Annotated in this window: 9 protein-coding genes; 5 read left to right on the forward strand and 4 right to left on the reverse strand. The window is 63.5% G+C overall.

The genetic code is table 11. The annotated features are described in order from the left end of the window. The first annotated feature begins 291 nt into the window (after positions 1–291). Positions 292–1248, forward strand: coding sequence for a helix-turn-helix domain-containing protein (locus AB7C87_RS17475; RefSeq protein ID WP_369730783.1), 957 nt, complete (start codon positions 292–294; stop codon positions 1246–1248). A gap of 168 nt (positions 1249–1416) precedes the next feature. Here AB7C87_RS17475 and AB7C87_RS17480 read toward each other — a convergent pair whose 3' ends face one another. Next, positions 1417–2187, reverse strand: coding sequence for a precorrin-8X methylmutase (locus tag AB7C87_RS17480; protein ID WP_369730784.1), 771 nt, complete (start codon positions 2185–2187; stop codon positions 1417–1419). Positions 2188–2256: 69 nt separating this feature from the next. Beyond that, on the reverse strand, positions 2257–6204 hold the full coding sequence (cobN, locus tag AB7C87_RS17485) for a cobaltochelatase subunit CobN (protein ID WP_369730785.1): 3948 nt from the start codon (positions 6202–6204) through the stop codon (positions 2257–2259). 34 nt (positions 6205–6238) lie between these two features. On the opposite strand from cobN, the gene AB7C87_RS17490 reads away from it, so the two are divergent. The 4 genes from AB7C87_RS17490 to AB7C87_RS17505 all read left to right on the forward strand — a co-directional run bounded on the left by AB7C87_RS17490 (position 6239) and on the right by AB7C87_RS17505 (position 12052). After that, the gene (locus tag AB7C87_RS17490; RefSeq protein ID WP_369730786.1) at positions 6239–8452 is read left to right on the forward strand and encodes a VWA domain-containing protein; all 2214 of its coding nucleotides are present in this window, start codon (positions 6239–6241) and stop codon (positions 8450–8452) included. A gap of 71 nt (positions 8453–8523) precedes the next feature. Further along, positions 8524–8808, forward strand: a complete 285-nt coding sequence (locus tag AB7C87_RS17495; protein WP_369730787.1) for a hypothetical protein — start codon at positions 8524–8526, stop codon at positions 8806–8808. A gap of 688 nt (positions 8809–9496) precedes the next feature. Next, positions 9497–10477 carry a hypothetical protein gene (locus AB7C87_RS17500; RefSeq protein WP_369730788.1) on the forward strand — a complete coding sequence of 327 codons (981 nt, stop codon included), beginning with the start codon at positions 9497–9499 and terminating at the stop codon, positions 10475–10477. Positions 10478–10921: 444 nt separating this feature from the next. Further along, positions 10922–12052: a carboxypeptidase regulatory-like domain-containing protein gene (locus AB7C87_RS17505; RefSeq protein WP_369730789.1), complete on the forward strand. Its 1131-nt coding sequence runs from the start codon at positions 10922–10924 to the stop codon at positions 12050–12052. A 1056-nt stretch (positions 12053–13108) separates the two neighbouring features. On the opposite strand, the gene glmS is transcribed toward AB7C87_RS17505, so the two are convergent. After that, positions 13109–14917 (reverse strand): glutamine--fructose-6-phosphate transaminase (isomerizing), encoded by a 1809-nt coding sequence (gene glmS / locus AB7C87_RS17510; protein ID WP_369730790.1) that lies wholly within the window; start codon positions 14915–14917, stop codon positions 13109–13111. Positions 14918–15498: 581 nt separating this feature from the next. Then, positions 15499–16191 (reverse strand): helix-turn-helix transcriptional regulator, encoded by a 693-nt coding sequence (locus AB7C87_RS17515; RefSeq protein ID WP_369730791.1) that lies wholly within the window; start codon positions 16189–16191, stop codon positions 15499–15501. Between the last annotated feature and the right edge of the window lie 307 nt (positions 16192–16498).

Genomic DNA, 16498 nt, shown 5'->3' on the forward strand with positions numbered 1-16498 from the left:
TAGTGGCTACTGGAGTGATTTCCGTTCGTTTGCAAGTCACTGGATCGGAGATTCTTGTGACGGTTGTCCGAATCACAAACGGTTGAATAACCACGTTTTTGTCAAAGCACACACAAACAATTCCGTACGTGACTGAATACAGCACCGCAAAATCGATTCCAAAAGAGTGGTCTGACACTGGTTTCTCCCTCTCACTAGTCGGAACTCACTCGAGCAACGATGGTTCGAAAAGCCAATCTCAGTCGGTGCCATACTCGAGTTCTTCACGATGACTAGGCAACTCCATCACACATGACTGAATCCAGGCGGATCACTGACGAGGACGTTTTGTCTGTTTTCAGGGATCTGTCAGACCCACACGAAGCATTATCGACTCGAGAAGTTTCGGACGCGTTGGACTGTTCCAGGCGAACCACCTACGATCGGTTATCTGCCTTGGCTGACTCCGCCCATTTGAATACAAAAAAAGTCGGAAATCAAGTGCGAATCTGGTGGCTCGCCACGGACCCCGATCACCCTCATCAAGCCACCGTCGGCGGGGAGGCCATCTCTGCTGTCAGTTCCAGCCAGACGCTTCGATTGGAATTTCGATCGGAACGGATGGCACAGCCGTATATCGAACGAGGCGGTTCCGAAGTCAACGTTAGTATCGAGGAGCCAGTGAGTCTGAAAGACGGAACGCATCTCCAATACTGGTCTATTTCTGGCATCAGTCTGCAGTCGTACCTAGAAATCATCGAAAGTCAGCCGGCAGCTATCGATACGCACGTTCTCAGTTCCGTAGGTGGAGTGCATCGGGTAGAAATTCACAGCACCGCCGATTCGTTACTCGCAGCAGTCACAAACCACGATGGGCGCCTGACGGGCGGAACGTTGGTGGACGGGACTCTTCGTATTATTGGAGAGTTCCCAGCCACAGTCGATAGCGATACGGTAATCGAAGCTATTACCGATGTCTACCCCGATCTCGAACTCGTCTCACGACGACTGCTAGTCACACCGTATCTATCGCGGACACTCCTCAAAGAGACGTTATCCGATCGCCAGTGGACTGCGATACAGTTAGCGTATTATGCGGGCTATTTCGACCAACCGCGAAAGAGTACCGGCGAGGATATCGCGGAGCGAATGGGCATTACTCGCCAGACCTTCAATCGGCACCTACGCGAAGCTGAACGACGATTTGTTCAATTCGTCTTGGAGGATATGGACGACGATCAATCGGGGAATTTCACGCCGGTAGGATAACCCACCGTTTGAAAAACCCACCTATCGGACCGAGATTTCCAGCACAGTTTTCCAGGTTCTTCAGGCGCCGTTTTCCGCACAGTTGGTACTACTCTCCGGTAGTGTCGTTTCAGAACATCCGCGTCGACATGGGAGCGTTTTTCGGATCGACCGCCGACCGCTATCGACTCATCGATCCACGTTCCCATCCTCTTCCGTTCCCTGGGTGGCTCGAACCTCGGCCGCGAGATCCAACTCGAGGTCGCCGGCGCGGACGTCGCTTGCGACGTGGATCAGTTCGTTCGTCAGTGCCGCGGCGAGGCCACTTCCGCCTCGGCGGCCGACGTTCGTGATCGCCGGGACGCCGTACTCGTCGCTCACCTCGCGAATCCGTTCCCGACTTTCGGAGGCCTTGACGAAGCCGACCGGCGTGGCGACGATGGCGGCGGGTCTGGTCCCGTTTTCGATGCAGTCTGCGAGCGCGAACGCGGCCGTCGGCGCGTTGCCGACCACCGCGATAGCCCCGTCGTAGACGCCTCGCTTGTCGAGTTCGAGCACCGATGCGGCGGTCCGGGTCATCCCCGTCTCTTTCGCGAGTTCGCTTCCGTGTCCGATCGCCTTGCGTCGCTCGCAGTCGTGGCCCCTGCTCGTGACGCCCGCTTTGGCCATCGTGATGTCCGTGACGATGTCGGCGGACTCGAGGACGGCACGTGCGCCTGCCCGAATGGGTGCATCCTCATCGTTGCCGATATCGTCCCGGCCGGTGAACTCGAGGAGGTGCTGGAACTCGATGTCGCCCATCGAGTGGACCGACTTCTGGCGAACGCGGTCGGCCAGCGTCTCGTCGGGGACGAACTGGCGGACGATGTCCATGCTCGTCTCGGCGATCTCCATCGCTTCGGTCGTCGTTGCGCCGAGGTCGGCGTACTCCTCCTCGATTGCTCCGTCGCTATCGCTCATCGCCGATCACTCTCCGGGCCGCGACCATCGTCTCTTGGGCGAACTGATTCGGTTGTACCGCGACCCGCGTCAGTCATCGGTCGACACCCCCGTGCCGACGGCGTCGTTGGTCGTCCGCGCTTCGAGGTCGCCCTCGACCTCGAGATTCAGGTCGCGAAGCCGGTCGATCGTGGCCTCGTCGGCATCCCAGAGGTCGCGATCGATCGCCTCGAGTAAGGTGTCGGTGATCGACTCGAGCGCCCAGGGGTTCACCTCGCGCATCCACGCTCGTCGGTCGTCGTCGAAGGCGAACTTCTCGGCGACGTCCGCCCAGAGCGTATCGCTTACGACGCCAGTCGTGGCGTCCCACCCCAGCGTCACGTCGACCGTCGTCGAGAGGTCGCCGGCGCCCTTGTAGCCGTGTTCTTCCATCGACTCGAGCCAGTCCGGATTCAGCACGCGGGCGCGCATCGCCTTGCGGACCTTTTCCTCGTTGGTGTAGACGTCCACGTTGTCCGGGTCCGAGGAGTCGCCGACGTAGGAGGCGGGTTCCGCGCCCGAAATCTCGCTCACGGCGGAGATGAAGCCGCCGTGGAAGGCGTACCAGTCCGAGGAGTCGAACTCGTCTTGTTCCATCGTGTCCTCGATCTTGACGGTGACATCGACGCTCGAGAGGCGCCGTTCGAACGCGTCGTGGGCCTCGGAAACGCGGCCCCTCGAGCCCATGGCGTAGCCGCCCCACTGGACGTAGACGCTGGCAAGGTCCGAGCGGTCGTCCCAGTTGCCCTCGTCGACGGCTTTGTTCGTCCCCGCACCGTAGCCGCCGGGCTTGGTCGTGAAGACGCGGTTCAGCGCCGCCTTTCGAGCATCACTCTCGTCGAGGCCCTCCGTCTCCTGTAACTGTTCGGCTTCCTCCTCGACGTGTTTCTTGACGTAGTTCATCTCGTGGGGTTCCTCGAGGTCGACGACCGCATCCACGGCGTCGTGGATAACCCCGGCCGCGGCCGGGAACGCATCACGGAAGAGCCCGGAGACGCGCGTGGTGACGTCGATCCGGGGTCGACCGAGTTCCTCGAGCGGAATCGGTTCGACGTCGTCGATCCGGCCGGCGTCGGTCCACTGCGGCTCGACGCCCATCGTGGCGAGCACCTGGGCGATCGTCTCACCGCGTGTCCGAACTGTGGGCGTTCCCCAGGCGACGACGCCGATCTCCTCGGGATACTCGTCGTGTTCCGACTGATGGCGCTCGAGGACACCCTCTGCGACCTCGCGTCCGACTTGCCAGGCGGATTTGGCGGGAACCTTCCGCGGATCGAGCGTGTAGAAGTTGCGCGCTGTCGGCAACAGGTCGACGCCGCCGCGCGTGGGTGCACCGGAGCCACCGGGCGGGACGTACTCGCCCGAGAGGGCCTCTGCGGTTCTTGGGATCTCGTCTTCGGCTCCCTGCACGCGCGGTTTCGCCTCCTCGCAGATGTAGGCGAGGGCGTCGCGGAGATCGTCGTGGGCTCCCGACTTCGCTCGCCCGTCGCCGATCGTCTCGAGGTCGACGACGAGCAGGTTCATGTTCACCTCACCGTCAGACTTCGTCTGACGAGCCTCGTCCTCGCGCTGCTCGGACGAGACGTCGTCGGACCGCATCTCTCGTTCCGACTCGGGAACGTCGAACTCGTGTTCGGCGAGCGTCTCCACGAGGTCGACGCTCGTCTCGTGGACGACGTCGGCGGCCTGAGCGTAGGTCATCCCCAGCGCCTCGTCGTACTCGCCGGGTGCGTGCAACATCTTCTCGTAGTCGACGCCGAGTGCGCCCGCGACGCTCTCGCGAAGGCTCGGCGCGCCGGGGTTCTCGAGACGAGTGAGCGCGACCAGATATTCGACGAGACGCTCGCCTTCCGGCGGCTCGGACATCGTGTGAAGGCCCAGCCGGATCTGGGTCGTTTTCACGTCCGTGAGGTACTCGTGGATGCGTTCGACGAGGTCGTCGATCGTCAGGTGCTCACCGTCTACCTCACCGTCGGCGAGCGTCGAGCCGGCTTCGTCGGGTCCGCGAACGTCCGCTTTCTCGCTAATTTCGCCGGCGATTCCCAACTCGACCGCCAGATCGAGGTCGTCGACTTTCTCTCGAACGAGCGCCTCGAGTCCCTCACCGTCGTCCGCGCGGGCGTCTTCCATCCCTGCTTCGCGGTACTGATTCGCGAGCTCCTCGAGTTCGGACAGCTCGTCGTACGTGCCAGCATTACGCATGACCGGCGTGAGGTAATCGACGATCGCGGCGTACGACCGACGTTTGGCCTGTGTACCTTCGCCGGGGTTGTTGACGATGTAGGGGTAGACGTTCGGAATGTCGTCGACCAGTTGGTCGGGCGCGCTTGCCCCGTTGAGACCGACCGTCTTGCCGGGGAGCCACTCGAGGCTTCCGTGGGTACCCAGGTGGACGACGGCGTCGGCCTCGAACGCGTTCCGGAGCCAGCCGTAGAACGCGTAGTAGTCGTGGGGCGGCTGGAGGTCGGAGTCGTGGTAGACTTTCGAGGGGTCCATCCCGAACCCGCGCGGGGGCTGGACGGTGACGAGCACGTTGCCGAATCGGGTTCCGGGGATCGCAAACGGCCGATCCGGAACCTCACCCCACTCCCCGACGATATTCTCCTGGAACCGTTCGTCGGCCGCCGAAAACCAGTCCTCGTATTGCGCCGTCGAAACGACGTCGACCGAGAGATCTCGGACGTCCTCGGGAGCGACCCAGCGGTCCTCGAGGGTCAGTTGTGCGGTTAGTTTCTCGACGAGTGACTGCCCGCTGTCCGGCAGTTCGTCGCCGAGATCGTAGCTTCGGGTCTCGAGTTCGGAGAGCAGGTTCACGGTCGACTCGGGGGAGTCGAGGCCGAACGCGGTGCCGATGCCGTCGTCGCTCGGCGGGTAGTTGTGGAGGACGACGGCCACCTTCTTTTCCTCGTTAGGGGTGTGGCGAAGCTCCGCCCAGTTGACCGCCAGTCGGGTGGCGTGGTCGATCCGATCTTCGATCGGGAAGTGGTGTTTCGGCGCGGTGCCGATGCCGGCGTCGTCGTTCGTCCGCTCTTTACCGGAAACGGGGTGTGTGATGACGTTGCCGTCGAACTCCGGCAGCGCCACCGAAAGGGCGAGTTCGAAGCCCATCACGCCCGTGTCGCTGGCCTCGTAGCGCGACCGGGAGCGCATCGTCGTGATCGTCTGGATCACCGGCACGCCGAGACGGTCGAGGAAGACGTCTTCGGCCGACTCTCCCTCCCCGCTTGCCGATCGACCGCGCTCGTCCATCGAGAGTGAGAACATGAACGAGGAGAGGACGGCGTCCACGACGGGCTCTCCATCGTCGTCGACGAGCCAGTTGTCGGTTACCCACTCAGCGTCCTCTTGTTCTTCCGTGTCGGTCGCCGGATTACAGAAGATCGGGAGAGCGTTTGCCCCCTGTTCCTCGAGTGCGCGAACCTGCGCGTCGACGTACCGGGTGTTCTCGTGGGTCCAGTGGGATTCGTAGAACCAGATCGCGATCGTCGGCTTCTCGGCGTCGTGAGTCTCGAGCAGTTCCTCGTACCCGATCGCCGGATAGTCGGGGTGGTAGACCCCTTCCGTCGGCAGGCTCGCGGGGCCGTCGTACGCCAGGTCTTGCCCCGCGTACTCCGCCGCGAGGAACCGACAGCAGTTCTCGACGTTGATCGTTCCGCCCTTCTCCAGGTACTCGGAGACCAGATCGCGGTGATCTGCCGCGACCGTCGTATCCTCGACGGCGAAGGCGTCGCCGGTCGAGTTGACGATCAGCGGCACGCTCGCGTCCTCGAGTGTGCCGGTAGCGTACTCGTAGCCCGGCATGCTCTCTTCGGCGCCGTGCAGCCAGAAAATCGCTGCGTCGGCGTCGCGCAGTTCCTCGACGAACTCCTCGATGGCCGACTCGTCGTCCAGATCGCTCTCCGAGCGGACGACCAGTTCGACCTCGGGCAGGCGCTCGCCGGCCTCCCCGATCGAGCCGAGTTCGTTCTCCGTCGCGGTGTAGATGCCGATCCGTGTCATCGATTTTTTAAACTCGCTTTGTATTAGCTCAAGCATGGTTGCAGAGCCTGGAGACAAAAATCTGTCGTCACTGCCTTTCCCCGCGATCGTCGGGCAAGACGAGCTAAAACGCGTCCTGTTGTGCGTCGCCGCGAACGCCGACCTCGACGGCGCGCTGATCGCCGGCGAGAAGGGAACCGCGAAGTCGACCGCCGTCCGGGGGCTGGTCGACCTCTTGCCCGAACAGCGGGTCGTCGCGGACTGCCCTTACGGCTGTGACCCGGACGATCCCGCGGCCCAGTGTGCGTCCTGTCGCGAACGCGCCCGTACAGACCTGCCGGTCGAAACCCGCTCCGTCCCGCTCGTGACTCTCCCCCTCGGGGCGACTCGAGACCGCCTCGTCGGCACGCTCTCGGTCGCGGACGCCCTCTCGGGCGAGGCCGAGTTCGACCCCGGATTGCTCGCACGCGCTCACCGCGGCATCCTCTACGTCGACGAGGTGAACCTGCTCGAGGACCACCTCGTCGACGTGATTCTCGACGCGGCCGCAGGCGGCGTCAACACCGTCGAACGCGACGGCGTCAGCGTTTCTCATCCCGCCCAGTTCACCCTGATCGGCACCATGAACCCCGAGGAGGGCGACCTCCGCCCCCAGTTGCGTGACCGGTTTGCCATCCAGGCGACCGCCGTGGGCTGTCGCGACGTCGACGACCGCGTCGAGGTGATCGATCGCGCACTCGCACGCGACTGCGAACACAACGGAACCGATCCGCACACCGAGTACGCCGCCGACGCCGACCGACTCCGCGAGACACTCCTCGCGGCCCGCGACCGCCTCCCCTCGGTCGACCTCCCGACCGAGTTCAAACGCGAAATCGCCGACCTCTGTCTCGAGGCCGGCGTCGACGGCCACCGTGGCGACGTCGCGATCGCCAGGACGGCGATGACCATCGCCGCACTCGAGGGCCGGACGACGGTGATCGAACCCGACGTCCGCGAGGCGGCGAGCTACGCGCTCCCACATCGCCTGCGGGCCACGCCGTTCGAAGACGAACCCGACCTCGACGAACTGCTCGAGGACCGGTTCGACGAGGACGCCTCCGGCGGGAGCGAGGGAAACGGCGACGGCGACACAGGGGAGAACGCGGCGGCTGACGACGGCGAATCTGGACCCGATTCCGGCGACGAACGCGACGGCCCCCATCGCGACGCCGACTCCGACGGTGACGACTCGAGTGGATCGGCCGATCGATCCGCCGACGAATCGGACGACACCGGCCCCGAGCGTCGACCCGAGAACGGAGACGAACGTGCCGAAAACGAGCCGACGCCGACCGAAGCCGGTGGCGGGCAGGATTTCGGCGGGAGCGACTCGAGCGGTCCCGAATCCGACGAAACCGACGATAACGATCGTGGCGGCGACGACCTCGCGGACGACGAGAACGCCCGTCCGCTCGTCCCGGGTCAGCGACGCGGAGAGGTCGCGGACGCCGGCGAAGCAGTGGCGCCCGATCTCGAGTCTCCGACCGTCGACGCCAATGAGTCGGCGGCCGCCGGTTGCGGTCGCGCAAGTGCGGCTCCCGACGCCGATAACCGCGGTGCGCGCGTTCGGACGGAGCCAGCCAACGACGGCCCGATCGACGCCGCGGCGTCCGTTCGCGCGGCCGCCGCTCGAGGCGGGTCGCGGGTCGAACGTCAGGACCTCCGGCAGTCCGTCCGGGCCGGCGAGGCCTCGACCACGATCGTCTTCGCCGTCGACGCGAGCGCCTCGATGCGACCGGCAATGCGTGCGGCAAAAGGCGTTGTCCTCGAACTCCTGCGCGACAGCTACGAGCGACGCGACCGGATCGCGTTCGTGGCCTTCGCGGGCGAGGACGCCCACGTCTTGCTCCCGCCGACCAAGAGCGTGGGACTCGCTGCACGGCACCTGAAGGACCTGCCTTCCGGCGACCGAACGCCACTTCCCGCCGGCCTCGAGACGGCACGGACGGTCGTCGAACGCGCGGAGACGGACGCGGCTGTCGTCGTCCTCGTCACCGACGGTCGGGCCACGGTCGCTGACGGCAGTCCGACGGAGACGACTCGTGAGGTCGCGGGCCGACTCGCCGAATCCGCGGAGTCGGTCGTCGTCGTCGGCGCAGGCGAGGAGTCCCACGCTGGCCTCACGTCGGTCATCGTCGACGAAACCGACGGCGTCCTCGTCCCGCTGTCCGCTCTGAGCGCCGAGCGCGTTCGATCGGCTGTGGATGGTGCCATCGCGGAGCGATAACTGGACTGAACTGGGTGCATCGGGGAATACACTTAACCAATTCGATATTGAAGCCGGTACCAGGAATCGAAATGTCTGGACTCGATGGACCACGTCCGCCGCTTCCCGAGTGGATCCTCGAGTGTTACGAGCACTTGCGAACCGACACCGACGAGCGAGCCGATACCGTCGCTTCCGGTCGGGCGATCGAGTACGATACCGCCGTGGATTCGCTCTCCGCGAATCGCGAGTTGATGCTCGAGCGTGAGGACGCGGAGTACGCACTCTCCAGACTGCTCGAGCGCGGGTACTTCTACGAGGTCGACGACGAACTCCGGGTGACGATGCCGGAGCAGGACTGCCGTCGAAACAACTGAATCGAGGTGTGATTAGCCCCCTTGGGTTCGTCGAAGGCTTTTCGAACGTGAATCCGTCGGTACGCTCGCTGACGATTTTAGCGCGGGTCGTCGACACGTAGGCCACACGTGGTATAGTAACAACTGCACCGATTCACAGACTGATCGCACAGCTCACGGGTCACGTTCGTTCCCCGTTCGCTTTCCTGCGGTTCTCGCTCATGGTTCGAAAATCGAAGATTTTCGTCATCACGAACGACCGCTGGTCGTTCGAACGACTTCGTTCGCTCACGGGTCGTCCCTCCCCGTTCGCATTGACGCGGTTCTCGCTCACTTCTTGGCTCACGGGTCGTTCCTCCCCGTTCGCTTTCCCGCGGTTCTCGCTCACTTCTTGGCTCACGGGTCGTTCCTCCCCGTTCGCTTTCCCGCGGTTCTCGCTCACTTCGTTCGCTCCGAACCGCGCTCGCTCCGAACCGCGCTTCCGTCTGGCAATCAGGTGTGTAATGACTTTCAGTGGCTATTATTCTCGAACGAACGCGTACGCAGGACGATTGTGGATGGTACAACTGTTGTGTATCGCGAACGATTCGACAAGGCAGAACTACCGAGGGTGAACGAATTCAGAGCAATCGGCCTGCGATCGAATACGCCTGCTACGCCCGTCCAGGGGTCGAATACTCTTATGCCGAGACGGGGGAGCCGAAATCGCATGACGGATACGTACCCTGATCGGTCCACGGGCGACCGTACACGCGGCGACGACGGACACGATCGAACACACGGCGACGATGGACGACCGATCGACACGGTGAGTCGTCGTCGAACGCTTCGACTCGGCACCATTGCGGGTGCCACCGGGCTTCTCGGAGTCGTCGGATCGCACGTCGGCAGTGCGAACGAGGCGGGAGGCGGCTGCAACAGACCGACCGACGTCGTCGATCTGGACTACGACGCACTCGAGGACTGGCGGGACGCGTACTGGCACTCGAGTGGCGACCCCGGAAACGCCTCGCTCGTCTCGAATCCGACCGCAAGCGGCGATACGGCCCTCCAGGTTGCGATCGCCCGGGACGAACACTGGGGCGTGAGTACCCACTACGAGTTCGAGGATGGGCTGTTGGAACTCAACGCTCGCGTTCGGTTCGCGCTCGACACCGGCTGGGAGATGCCCGGCCGCGACCCGTCGAACTGCCGGCTCTGGAACTGTGCGATGGCGCTGGGCGAAGGGAGCGCCGGCGGAGACGTCCCCGACGGGATGAACGGGTGGAGTAATCGACTCTACGTCAGTACCGAGGGGACAGATCCTGGTGGCCCGTACACCCTCCTCTCGCTCACGTATCACGTGGACGGAGCACAGGACCACGATTACCTCGTCGATGGTGGGGAGTACACGGTCCAGGAGGTCGATATCGTTCCCGGCCGGTGGTACGAGTTCGAGTACTACGTCTGCGTGAATACGGTGTCGAACGGGACGGCAAACGACGACGGTATTGTCCAGTACTGGCTCGACGGCGAGCGCGTCTACGATCGGCGAAACTTCCGATTCACCGTCGACCTCGAGGACAACGTAATCGATACGAATGGACCCGTCGGTCACTACGGCGGCCGGTACGTCGCACCGAAGAATCTCTACGCGTACTACGACGACCACTCGATGGCGCTCGACGGAACGTTCGGTGAAGGATGTTGAACTCCTGTTCGAACGGGTTCGTTCGCGGTCGACCCGGGCCGGTTGACGGACCATTCGAACGGGTTTGCGACCGCGGCTGAGACGTCTCTTCGTCCCTTCACTGGTCAGTCATTGCCTCGGAGCTAGACGAACCGATCGTTCGCTCACGGAACCGATCTCGAGACGCGAGTAAGCACCCCGCCGATCTTCCGTATTGGGTCCTCAGAACGGATTTAACAACCGTATAGTAATCCGTCGCTACGGAAAACGATTCCCCTAATGCACCTTCCACGGGGAGTCCGCGGCGACAGAACGGACGGCGTCTTCGAAACGGTGAGTGACGCCGTGAACAGACGGACCCAGCGACCGCCAGATGTGCACCAGTGGACGGCAGTTGCGATCCCGATCGAACCGGGTGCGAACGCCGATCACGACGGGTAGTCCCCCATCGAATCCGATATTCACATGAGCCGTAATGCCCGCACAGAGAACTCGAGGACGCGATCGATCCAGACCAGCGTGCAGGTCTTTCTGATCGTCGCCGGGGTCGGACTGCTCGTCGCCGGACTGGCTCTTGGTGCGAGCGGTGCGTCCGTCAGCGACGCTGTCGGCTCCTTCGGCGACGAGGGGAACGACCCGCCGGAGTCGGGCCAGGGTGAGACTGACGACGAGGACACCGACGAAGGCGGCGAGGAAGATGATGCCGACGAAGCCGGTGAGGAAGACGGTACTAACGACGGGAGCGAAGAGGAAGACGGTACTGACGACGAGAGCGACGAGGAAGATGATACCGACGAAGGCGACGAGGAAGACGGTACTGACGACGGGAGCGACGAGGAAGACGGTACCGACGAAGGCGGTGAGGAAGACGACACCGACGACGGGAGCGAGGATGACGATGCCAACGATACGCACGCACTGACCGTTGCAGTCGACGACATGGACGGCGACCCGCTCGCGGACGCAACTGTCACCGTCGAGACGACGGATGGTGCCTTGTGGAGCGACGAGACGGACGAGGGTGGCGAAGCAGTGTTCGGCCTCGAGGACGGCGAGTACGAGGTCACCGTCACCGCGGAAGACTACGAAGACGCCGAGCACGACGTCGAGATCGACGGTGGCGACGAGGAACTCGTACTGTCGCTCGAGGACGGTGGCGACGAGGATGGTGGCGACGAGAACGGTGACGACGAGAACGGTGACGACGAGAACGGTGACGACGAGAACGGTGGCGACGAGGATGGTGGCGACGAGAACGGTGACGACGAGAACGATGACGACGAGAACGGTGGCGACGAGGATGGTGACGACGAGAGCGGTGATGACCGACACACGCTCACGACGTTCGTCCTCGATGGGGGTGGCGATCCGATCGACGACGCAACCGTCGAAGTCTCGGAGTCGGGGCTTTTCGGCGACGACAACGAGATGGAGACGGACGACGAGGGTGAAGCGGCGTTAGACCTCGAGGACGGTGAGTACGAGGTCACTGCCTCTGCCGACGGCTACGAAGATGCCGAACGCGACGTCGAGATCGACGGCGACGACGAGGAGATCATTGTCGTGCTCACAGAGGCCGACTATAGTAACAACTGAAACGATTCACACACCGCTCACAGACAGCGCCCGGAGACCGGTCCGTTCTGTCTGGTCTCCGGGCCGGCTATCGTGAGCGGGTGTACAATGACGTTCAGTGGCTACTATAGCGCTGCTTCGCCGGTGCGAATCGCGGTGTGACTGATTCGCCCGTCGCTGATTTTCTTGCTTTCTCATAACCGCTCTTCGGGACGGCTGTCACGGGAGTAGTCCACAGCTAGACACCGTCGCAGGTACCGTGATCGGCCGCCCATCCATCGACAAGCCTCGGAGTGAACGCCGAGGTAGGTGCTCACGCCACCCTGTCCACACTGGCGTTTCTCGCTCGCCGTTTCATCCAGGTCTTTCGGACGCACGAACTCGAGTGACGAGTTCGATCCCGACCGAGTGGGCCGGTACCCCGGACTGTGGTTCGGATGGCCGGGCGGAGTAGCCGTCCTCGGTCACCGCTTCGGCGCTTTGGCGGAGACGAGGCGGCGTTCAACTTGACCGTCGAGAGGACGACGACCTCGAGGTATGTATCCTGCGGATGGTTCGACGGAGTTCACGACGCTGTCGACTCGCTGCCGATCACAAAAGTACCGAGCACGCGGGGACGGCGACTGCAGAGCGACAGACGGTCGGACGACACGGACGGGCGACCGGCAACCGGTGTGTGTGACAAATCGACAGTCTACAGAGATCCGAGGCGAGTGCCTCGGGGCTTGACCCCGAGGGTGAAGCCGACATGAAGACTTATCAAACATCATCTCGTATTGACGGATAACGACCGCGAAGGATATTGAAGACCTCAGTATGAAACGGTCGTTTGGCTGATGGAATGCGACACCTCTCAAAATCCGCGTCTTTGGCGTGGTGAGACGGGTGTTGTCGGGCGGGGTGGAGCCGCCGACCCTCACGGACGCATCGAGTGTTCGGGTGTTAATTTCAACTAACTGTGAACACAGGAGGTCGAGGGGAATTAAATCCGCCTGCGACCGCACAACCCGTTTTGGGGCGTGCGGTCAAAACGGCGAAGCCTCGGGGCTTGTCCCCGAGGTACTTCACGCTCGAGTGTCACTCGACCGTGACGCTCTTCGCGAGGTTGCGCGGCTTGTCGATCGGTCTGTCGAGGAGTTTCGCGGCGTAGTACGACACGAGTTGCAACTGGACGTTTGCGAGCAGGCCCGCCCATACGGGGTGGGTCTCGGGGACACACAGGTGTGCGTCGGCGACGTCGACCAGCGGGTGGTCGTCGGGGCCGACGGCGACGATCGGCGCACCGCGAGACTGGGCTTCGATCGCGTTCGTCTTCGTCTTCTCGTCGTCGCCGCCGGTGTAGACCGCAAAGATTGGCGACTCCTCGGTCACGAGCGCAAGAGGACCGTGCTTGAGTTCGCCCGAGGCGAACCCTTCGGCGTGCTCGTAGGTGATCTCCTTGAACTTCAGTGCGCCCTCGAGCGCCACCGAGTGGCCGAAGCCGTTCCCGATGAAGAAGTACGACTGGTTGTCCATGACCTCCCACGCGAGCGCCCTCGCCTGGCTGGTCTCGAGGACGGTCTCGACGTGTCGGGGGAGATCCTCGAGCGCCTCGAGCATCGCCTCGGCGTCGTCCGCCGGAGTCGCATCCGGAACGTCTTCGGCGAGCCGGTGGGTCAGCAACGCGAGCGTAACCGCCTGCGAGGAGTAGGTCTTCGTCGCGGCGACGCCGACTTCCGGGCCGGCCCGGATGTAGATGGCGTCGTCTGCCTCGCGGGCGGCGGTCGAGCCGACGACGTTCGTCATCGCGAGCGTCCGCGCGCCGCGGCCGGCCGCCGTGCGGACCGCGTCCAGCGTGTCGGCGGTCTCGCCACTCTGGGTGACCGCGACGACGAGCGTGGCCTCGTCGACCGGCCCCGCGGCCGCCTCGTACTCGCTTGCGCGAATGACTTCCGTCGGGACGGCGGCCGCTCGCAACAGCTGTGCACCGTACATCGACGCGTGGAAGGACGTGCCACAGGCGACGAACTGAACGCAGTCGACGTCCGCGAACGAGCCCGATTCGAGGTCGTCGAACGCGACCGTCCCGTCCTCGACGCGGCCTTCGATGGTGTTCGAGAGTGCGGTCGGCTGGCAGTGGATCTCCTTTTGCATGTAGTGGTCGTACTCCCCCTTGCCAGCGTCTTCGGGGTCCCAGTCGACGGTGTCGACCGACCGTTCGACCGGCTCGCCCGCGACATTCGTGATCCGGTAGGCGTCGGGCTCTAAGACGACGAGGTCGCCGTCCTCGAGGTAGATCACCTCGTCGGTGTGATCGAGGAAGGCCGGCACGTCACTGGCGAGAAACCACTCCTCCTCGTCTAGCCCGAGCACGAGCGGCGACCCCTTCCGGGCCGCGTAGACGCGCTCCTCGCCGTCGACGATCGCGGCGATGGCGTAGCTCCCCTCGAGCGTGTCGATGGCCTTTCGGACGGCCAGTTCGGTGTCCTCGCTCTCCTGTCGGTACTCGTCGATGAGATGTGGGATGACCTCGGTATCGGTGTCGCTCTCGAACTCGTGGCCCCGTTCCCGGAGCTCCGCTCTGAGCGCGTCGTAGTTGTCGATGACCCCGTTGTGGACGACGGCGACGTCGCCTGCCGTGTCCGTGTGTGGGTGCGCGTTCTCGTCGGTTGGCGGTCCATGCGTACTCCACCGGGTATGACCGATCCCGATGTTCCCGCTCGGTCGAGCGTCGAGCGTCGACTTGAGGTCGTCGACCTCGCCGGTGGTCTTGTGGACCTTTACCCCCGAGCCGTTCTGCACGGCGATCCCCGCCGAGTCGTAGCCCCGGTACTCGAGGTTCTCGAGTCCCGATAGCAGCGTCTCCGTCGCGTCGCCGCGACCGATACGCGCGATGATCCCGCACATCAGGCGATCACCTCCGCTCGGGAGGCGCCCGCGGTGATCGTATCGACTCGGTTCGAAACCGGTGCCCGTAGTGCCGTTCTGTGTCGTGTCATTGCTGTCACCTGCCCGTGCCAATCGTTCGCCCCGACACGGGCGGATCGCTACCGTCGCCGACGCCGACAGCGTCCATTACTATACGACGACTAAGCCGGCCGGTATCCATCGCCGAAGACGGTTTCATCTCGCGCAAATCTGGGTGCCGATCGGCTCGAATCGGGCGCACGTCGCCTTCACACCACCACGGTGTCGTACGATCGTGATTGCCCGAAACTTGCCGTCGTCACGCGACTGGGCGATCTCTCGGCGAATTCGGATCACGAACCTCCGGCGCTCGAGGCGCCGTCCGGTTGCTCGAGCCGAACGCTCTCGTCGCCGCGTCGTTCGATCACTGAGGTGACCGAGGCTCACTACGGGAGTACATCGGAATGAAGAGTCCACTGGGGGTGGGTGAGAACTGTCGAAGAAGTGGGGTTGGTGGTGGTCCGATCGGCCGCGAACGGGTAGGGGTTGATGTTGGATGGTGGTTCCGACGTGAGGCGTGCCTACGGAAGCGGGTTCTCGACGTCGTCCGACTGACTCGTCTCGTCGCCACCGTCGGTTTCGTTCGGCTCGGTTTCGGACAGTGCGATGATGTTCTCCCGACCAACCGATCGCTTCTCGATCACTCCGTCATCGTGCATCTGTGAACAAAGCCGGCTGACTTTCGACTTCGACCAGCCGGTTTCGTCCGTGATCTCGTGCTGACGGATTCGACCGTTGGTCGAAACCAACAGTCTGACGACCTTGCCCTCGTCACTCAGGAGTTCCGGCGGCGTCTCGGGCGAGAGGTACCGTTTGTATCCCCGGCGATTGGACGTGCGGCGTCCGTGTCGATCACCTCTATGGTGGTCGCGTGTGTTCTCTGACTGGTATCCCTCGTTCGAGTTGCCGTCCGTTCCCCGGATCAGCGAGCGGACCGAGTGGTCGAGGTCGCGCTTCGTTGCCGCCTCTGCGAGGCGGAGAGCGACGAGTCCGCTGATCAGGACAAACAGAACCACGAGCAAGGCCTGTTCCCAGAACGACGACACCTCGAACGGTCGCATCCAAGACAACGGTCCACTGAGTCGATCGTTGAGTCTCGTCGCGACCGTGTGTGCGTCGTACAGGCTGTGGGTCGTCCGAATCGCGTCGTATCGCGCGTCGATCGAACTCGGCGCGAGTGCGATCCGGGCTCCGATCGAGACGTTGGGTGTCATGGGTTGTCGCAGTCCTGTTGCAGTCGGCGTGTGGCCGGTGGGGTCGATGGCGCGCCGACTGCATCTGAGACGAGCCCCCACACCACCTTCATTATAGAGCGCTACAGGTCCGCTTAACACCTGTATAAACGCCCGGGCGGTCGATCCGCTGTTCTCCTTCGAATCCGTCCCGAACGACTCTCGGCCGCCGAAATCCCGTTCGATGCCGCTGTTGCAACGGTTTATCGGCGCTATAGTAAACCGATCCCGCCGAGTGGGCGCTACTCGAGGCACGCCCCGCGGTTGTGGGCGTACCGATGGACGACCA

Source organism: Natrarchaeobius versutus, assembly GCF_041205745.1.
Lineage (GTDB): Archaea > Halobacteriota > Halobacteria > Halobacteriales > Natrialbaceae > Natrarchaeobius > Natrarchaeobius versutus.

Excerpts from the sequence above, each read along its gene's own strand:
- glmS (WP_369730790.1), bottom strand. The coding sequence starts at position 14,917 with ATGTGCGGGATCATCGCGCGTATCGGTCGCGGCGACGCGACGGAGACG.
- AB7C87_RS17495 (WP_369730787.1), top strand. The coding sequence starts at position 8,524 with ATGTCTGGACTCGATGGACCACGTCCGCCGCTTCCCGAGTGGATCCTC.
- AB7C87_RS17515 (WP_369730791.1), bottom strand. The coding sequence starts at position 16,191 with ATGACACCCAACGTCTCGATCGGAGCCCGGATCGCACTCGCGCCGAGT.
- cobN (WP_369730785.1), bottom strand. The coding sequence starts at position 6,204 with ATGACACGGATCGGCATCTACACCGCGACGGAGAACGAACTCGGCTCG.
- AB7C87_RS17490 (WP_369730786.1), top strand. The coding sequence starts at position 6,239 with ATGGTTGCAGAGCCTGGAGACAAAAATCTGTCGTCACTGCCTTTCCCC.
- AB7C87_RS17475 (WP_369730783.1), top strand. The coding sequence starts at position 292 with ATGACTGAATCCAGGCGGATCACTGACGAGGACGTTTTGTCTGTTTTC.
- AB7C87_RS17480 (WP_369730784.1), bottom strand. The coding sequence starts at position 2,187 with ATGAGCGATAGCGACGGAGCAATCGAGGAGGAGTACGCCGACCTCGGC.
- AB7C87_RS17505 (WP_369730789.1), top strand. The coding sequence starts at position 10,922 with ATGAGCCGTAATGCCCGCACAGAGAACTCGAGGACGCGATCGATCCAG.
- AB7C87_RS17500 (WP_369730788.1), top strand. The coding sequence starts at position 9,497 with ATGACGGATACGTACCCTGATCGGTCCACGGGCGACCGTACACGCGGC.